This is a genomic window from Rhodococcus sp. IEGM 1379, assembly GCF_030056815.1.
In the GTDB taxonomy this organism is placed as follows: domain Bacteria; phylum Actinomycetota; class Actinomycetes; order Mycobacteriales; family Mycobacteriaceae; genus Rhodococcus_F.
The window spans coordinates 1-6,167 of sequence record NZ_JASHKR010000065.1 but is presented as its reverse complement, the minus strand read 5'-3'; the positions used below and the strand labels follow the sequence as shown (position 1 = coordinate 6,167).

At 63.5% G+C, this 6,167-nt stretch carries 6 protein-coding genes; all 6 read right to left on the bottom strand.

Features of this window, described 5'->3' with window-relative positions; translation table 11 throughout:
* On the bottom strand, window positions 1–688 hold a 688-nt coding region (locus QM600_RS23265), incomplete at its 3' end, for a Rho termination factor N-terminal domain-containing protein (protein WP_283263933.1).
* Window positions 689–1,213: 525 nt separating this feature from the next.
* Window positions 1,214–2,158 (bottom strand): homoserine kinase, encoded by a 945-nt coding sequence (gene thrB, locus QM600_RS23260; protein ID WP_283263931.1) that lies wholly within the window; start codon window positions 2,156–2,158, stop codon window positions 1,214–1,216.
* A 44-nt stretch (window positions 2,159–2,202) separates the two neighbouring features.
* The gene (gene thrC, locus QM600_RS23255) at window positions 2,203–3,285 is read right to left on the bottom strand and encodes a threonine synthase (RefSeq protein WP_283263929.1); all 1,083 of its coding nucleotides are present in this window, start codon (window positions 3,283–3,285) and stop codon (window positions 2,203–2,205) included.
* Window positions 3,282–4,595: a homoserine dehydrogenase gene (locus QM600_RS23250; RefSeq protein WP_283263928.1), complete on the bottom strand. Its 1,314-nt coding sequence runs from the start codon at window positions 4,593–4,595 to the stop codon at window positions 3,282–3,284. Before QM600_RS23250 ends, thrC begins: the two co-directional genes overlap by 4 nt.
* Entirely contained in the window at window positions 4,592–6,013 is a 1,422-nt protein-coding gene (lysA, locus tag QM600_RS23245; RefSeq protein WP_283263927.1) for a diaminopimelate decarboxylase, read from the bottom strand. Before lysA ends, QM600_RS23250 begins: the two co-directional genes overlap by 4 nt.
* The coding region (locus QM600_RS23240) for a DALR anticodon-binding domain-containing protein (RefSeq protein WP_283263946.1) at window positions 6,010–6,167 on the bottom strand (158 nt) is incomplete at its 5' end. The genes QM600_RS23240 and lysA, both read right to left, overlap by 4 nt.

The window sequence follows — 6,167 nt, the reverse complement described above, 5'->3', positions numbered from 1 at the left end:
GGTTGTTGCGCTCGCGACGGGGTCGCTCGTTCGTCGGCTCTGCAGAACCGGTCTGATCGGAATCGGTCTTGCTCTCGACGCGATCATTCTGCTTGGGCTCTACTGCGGGCCCTTCGGCCGACTTTGCATCGGCTTCACGAGCGACCGGTGCCGACTCCTGCTCGATGCTCAGTTCAGGCTGATCCGGCGAACCACTACGGCGCGAAGCACCGCGACGCTGGCGTCCGCGACGGGCAGTGCCGGCGTCTGCGTCCTCGGAAGTTTCGGTTCGCGACGCCGGTACTTCTCGCACTGCGGGTGCTTCGGCAGGCTCGGCCACCGGCGCTTCAACGGTTTCGTTACGCGGCGCACGCGTGCTCTTGGCACGAGTGCGGGCTGCGGGAGCTTCGTCGAGCGTCAGTTCGCTCTGGGCCGGTGCAGCTTTACTGCTACCGCCCTGACGTTCCTTGATGGCTGCGATCAGATCGCCCTTGCGCATCCCGGAAGTGCCCTTGATACCCAGTTCACCGGCAAGACTGCGCAGTTCAGTGAGCACCATGCCGGAGAGTCCGGCGCCACGGCGTGCGTCGGCACGCTTCGTGGAGGTCGCCACCGCACCGTCGGGTGCTGAAGATGACGCCTGAGAATTGTCGCCAGTGTGCGCCCCAGCGGAGGGTGCAGTGGTGGCGATGAGGTCCGTATCGGTCACGGAGGTCCTTTCCTTCCCTCACTCGCGCTGCGCAGAGTCGAGGGTTCGTCCCGAAGTTTCAGTTGATTACCGAACTCGGAGGTGCCGTACTTAGTTGCATGTCGAGAGTTGCATGTCAAGAACTGCCGGCTCGTCCGCCATCACATGACTATCGGAAACCGGTGCGAGAAGTGCTCCTGCTTCAAACTAACCATGCTCTCGCAAACCTGCACAGCACCTGCTGCGCGAAGTGAATCGATCGTGTAGACGAGGCCATTGAGGATTCGCTACTGAAGATTCACACCTTCGCCAGAAGGTGCAAGTGCGAGGATCATGCCAAGGAATGTGGACCCCAGTAACCCAATTGGGATGGAGTTTGGCCCCCTGGTGATGCACCGGCGACAGACGCGCACGATGTACGGACAGTGCCAGGATAGCGCCCATACCCGAGTCCGGCAAGAATATCGGAAACTCGCGTGTGTCAATTCACTACAGGGCACTATCCCGAACTTCTACACCCGACTGCAGAAAACACCGAGACGCGGATCAGACCCGCGTCGACTGAACCTCGACACCCGCCGCGATACCGAGTTCGAGCACCCGAAGGCCGTCGGCACGCGCAGCCTCGGCGAGATCTGCCGGGAACGGACTCGTGCTCAGAGCCAGCACAGTGGGGCCGGCGCCGCTGACGGTGGCCGCGATTCCGGCGTCTCGCAGGATCCCGATCCACTTGGTTGTCAGTGGAAGAGCGGGAGCGCGCTGAGTTTGATGCAAGCGATCCTCGGTGGCAGCCATCAGCAGGTCGGGCCGCGCCGTCAGAGCGACGACGGCAAGTGCACTTCGGCTCGCGTTGAACGACGCATCCTGGTGCGGAACCATCGAGGGGAGGAGTCCACGGGTGTGTGCCGTCGAGGATCGCTCCTCGGGAACCAGTGCCACTGCACGGATATCGGGGTGAACATCAAGTTTGGCGGCCGAATAAACCGGCTCGTCGCCCTCGACGGACGACGGGCAACTCCACGAAACCACTGCTCCGCCCAGGACACTCGCCGATGCATTGTCGGGGTGCCCTTCGAACTCGGAGGAAAGTTGCACCAACTGCTCGTCCGTGAGACAGAGCTCCTCGTCGAGCGCGCGAGCCAAGCCGTTGGCGGCGGCCAGGCCGCCGACCGCTGCGGAAGCGGATGAACCCAAACCGCGTGAATGCGGGATCACGTTGCGGCACAACACATCCAAGCCTCCAGCCCAGACGCCGGCGGCTTCGAGTCCGCGCTCGATGGCTCGAACAACCAGATGCGAAGGACCCCAAGGCACATCCGCTGCGCCTTCACCTTCGACGCGAATGCTCAGGCCGGAATCCGTTGTGGTTACGACGATCTCGTCGTACAACCCCAGCGCCAAGCCGAGGGTGTCGAACCCCGGCCCCAAGTTTGCACTCGAGGCCGGGACACGAGCGGTCACCGAAATTCCGACTGGCAGCGTTCTCGTCATGTCAGAGGAAGGGTTCCGTGGAGCAGTCGACGAATCCGCGGACACTATGCAAGCTCGAGGGCAGCCGCAACGGCAACGGGATCAACGCCGATGGGCTCGACGTTCGGCATGCCCTTCAGAGCTGTGTCGGGGTCCTTGAGGCCGTTTCCGGTCACGGTGCACACGACCGTCAGTCCGGGCTCGAGCCATCCTTCAGCGCGGGCTGCGAGGAGGCCGGCAACGCTGGCTGCCGACGCCGGCTCCACGAAGACACCTTCGGTAGCGGCGATCAGGTGGTAAGCCGCGAGGATTTCCTCGTCGGTGGCGGAACGGAATGCTCCACCCGACTGCTCCTTGGCCGCGACAGCGCCGTCCCAGGAAGCGGGCGAGCCGATGCGGATAGCGGTAGCGATGGTTTCCGGGTCCTTGACGGGGTGGCCGAGGACCAGCGGAGCAGCGCCGGCTGCCTGAACACCGAGCATGCGGGGCTTGACCGAGGTCAGACCGTCTGCGTAGTACTCGGAGTAACCGCGCCAGTAGGCGGTGATGTTTCCGGCGTTGCCGACGGGAAGAGCATGGACGTCGGGAGCTTTACCGAGAACGTCCATGATCTCGAATGCTGCAGTCTTCTGACCTTCGATGCGCACCGGGTTGACCGAGTTGACCAGTCCGATGGTCGGAAACTCCGCGGTGGTCTTGCGTGCGAGTTCGAGGCAGTCGTCGAAGTTGCCCTGAACCTGAATGATCTTGGCGCCGTGCATGACTGCCTGAGCGAGCTTGCCCATGGCGATCTTTCCCTGCGGAATCAGGACGGCACAGGTCATCCCGGCCTTGGATGCGTATGCCGCAGCCGATGCCGAGGTGTTGCCGGTGGATGCGCACAGCACGGCGCGCTGTCCACGAGCGTAGGCGTCCGTGACGGCCATCGTCATGCCACGGTCCTTGAACGAACCGGTGGGGTTGAGACCCTCGACCTTGAGGTAGACGTCGCACCCGGTGATTTCGGAGAGATGACCGGCAGGCAGGAGCGGCGTGCCGCCCTCACGCAGGGTGATGGTCTTCCAGTTGTCGCCGATCGGCAGACGATCCCGGTATGCCTCGATGAGTCCCGGCCAAGCCTTGTGGACGGGGTTGACGATGCCGGTCATTGTTCAGTGCCTTCCAGTCGCAGCACGCTGGTCACAGCGGTGACGAATTCGAGTTCGTTGAGGGCCGCCACGGTGTTGGAGAGAGCCGCGTCGGTTGCTACATGAGTGACGACCACCAGTCGGGCGCCGACGCCGGCACCTTCCTGACGGACCACGGAAATACTGACGCCGTGCTGGGCGAACTCAGCGGCGACTGCGGACAGCACGCCTGCCTTGTCCGCTACTTCCATGTTCACGTAGTAGCGCGTGAGGATGTCGCCCATGGGGGCAATCTTGAGCTTGGCGTACTTGGACTCGCGGGGTCCGCGGCCGCCGTGAACCTTGTTGCGTGCTGCCATGACCAAGTCACCCATGACCGCTGAAGCGGTGGGTGCGCCGCCCGCGCCCTGGCCGTAGAACATCAGGCGTCCCGCGTTCTCGGCTTCGACGACGACGGCATTGAATGCGCCGTTGACGGTGGCGAGCGGGTGACTGAGCGGAACCAGTGCCGGGTAGACACGAGCAGAGATCCGCTCCTTGCCCTTGGGCGTGGTGATGCGTTCGCAGATCGAGAGTAGCTTGATCGTGCAGTCGAGTGCCTTGGCCGACGCGAGGTCTGCCGAGGTGATCGAGGAGATGCCCTCGCGGTACACGTCCGCCGCGGTGACGCGGGTGTGGAAAGCGATGGACGCGAGAATCGCTGCCTTCGCTGCGGCGTCGTAACCTTCGACATCCGCAGTGGGGTCGGCTTCGGCGTAGCCCAGTCGTCCGGCTTCGGCGAGAGTCTCTTCGTAATCGGCACCGGTTTCAGCCATCGCGGAGAGGATGAAGTTGGTGGTTCCGTTCACGATTCCGGCGACCTTGTTGACGCGGTCACCGGCGAGGGACTGCGTCAGCGGGCGAATGACGGGGATCGCGCCCGCGACAGCTGCCTCGAAGTACAGATCCACCGCGTTGGCCTCGGCGGCCTCGGCCAGCTCTCCCGTGTGGTCTGCGAGCAACGCCTTGTTGGCGGTGACCACGGACTTCGCGGCGTTGAGCGAGGACAGAACGAGCTTGCGTGGCAGTTCGATACCGCCGATCAACTCGACGACGATGTCGACGTCGTCGCGGGCGACCAACGATTCCGCGTCCGTCGTCTGCATGTCCTCGGGGATTCCGCGGTCGGAACCGATACGACGAACGGCAACTCCCCGCAGCTCCAAGGGAGCTCCGATGCGAGCCTCTAGTTCCTCGGACTGCTCACGGATAATCCGAACTACTTCACTACCGACGTTACCGAGGCCGAGAACGGCCACACCGATAGCGCGATGCGCCGATTCGCTCGTCACTGCGATACCTCCAAGCTAAGCAGATCTTCCACTGTTTCCCTCCGCAGAATCACGCGTGAAACTCCGTCACGCACCGCCACTACGGCTGGGCGGGTGAGCAAGTTGTACCTGCTCGACATCGAATAGCAGTATGCACCGGTCGCTGCTACCGCAAGTAAATCACCGGGTCCGACATCCTCGGGCATCCAGGTGTCCCGAATGACTACGTCACCGGACTCGCAGTGCTTACCGACGACGCGCGCTACGACGGTATCGACCGTCGAAGTGCGCGAAACCAGCTTGGCTTCGTACTCGGCGCCGTAGAGCGAAGTTCGGATGTTGTCACTCATACCGCCGTCGACGCTGATGTAGCGGCGGGTCAGGGCGTTGCCGACGGTGACGTCCTTGATGGTGCCGACTTCGTACAGCGTGACGGTGCCCGGTCCGGCAATGGCGCGGCCGGGTTCGACGGCCAGCGTCGGTTCAGGCAAGCCGACCAGCGCGGATTCGTTTCGCACGATGTGGCCGAGTTTGGCTGCAAGTTCGTCGACGGGCGGCGGGTCGTCGGACGGAACGTAGGAGATTCCCATGCCGCCGCCGAGGTCGATGATCGAAATCTGCTTGGTCTTGTCGACGCCGAACTCTGCGACGACGTCACGAAGCAATCCGATGACTCGGTGGGCTGCTACCTCGAAGCCGTCGACGTCGAAGATCTGCGAACCGATGTGGCTGTGCAGTCCGACCAGACGCAGGTTTTCGGCGGCGAAGACGCGACGGACGGCGTCGATTGCTGCTCCCCCGGCCAACGAAAATCCGAACTTCTGATCCTCGTGAGCGGTGGAAATGAATTCGTGGGTGTGCGCTTCGACGCCGACAGTGAGTCGGATCAAAACGTCCTGAACGACGCCCGCGTCACCGGCGACGCGGTTCAGTCGTTCGATCTCTATGGCCGAGTCAAGCACTACGTGTCCGACACCGGCAGCAACACCGGCCGCCAGTTCGGCGACAGATTTGTTGTTGCCGTGCATGGCAATTCGCTCGGCCGGGAAGTCGGCATGCAGAGCGATTGCGAGTTCCCCGCCGGAGCAGACGTCGAGGGAGAGTCCCTCGTCGGCAACCCAGCGTGCGATCTCGCCGCACAGGAACGCCTTGGAGGCGTAGTGCACCTTGGCATCCGGACCGAAGGCGCGGGCCATGTCGCGGCAACGCGAGCGGAAGTCGTCCTCATCGATGACAAAAAGCGGCGTGCCGTACTTTTCGGCAAGTTCGCTGACCTTGACGCCGGCGAGAGTCACTTCACCGTCGTCGCCGCGGCGTGCGTTGCGCGGCCACACCTGTGGATCGAGTTCACCGAAGGCTTCGGGGCTGACGGGACGGTCGGGCAGACCGGCAGTGTGCAACTGCTCGGCGTGCTTGGGTCCGGCGGGGTGTGCGTTCACATCTGCTCCGGTGCGGTAACTCCGAGCAGTTCGAGGCCGTTGGCCAGGACCTGACGGGTGGCGGCGCAGAGAGCCAGGCGTGCGCGGTGCACGTCGGTTGCGTCTTCGTCGCCTTGCGGAAGGATGCGGCACGCGCCGTAGAAGCGGTGGTACG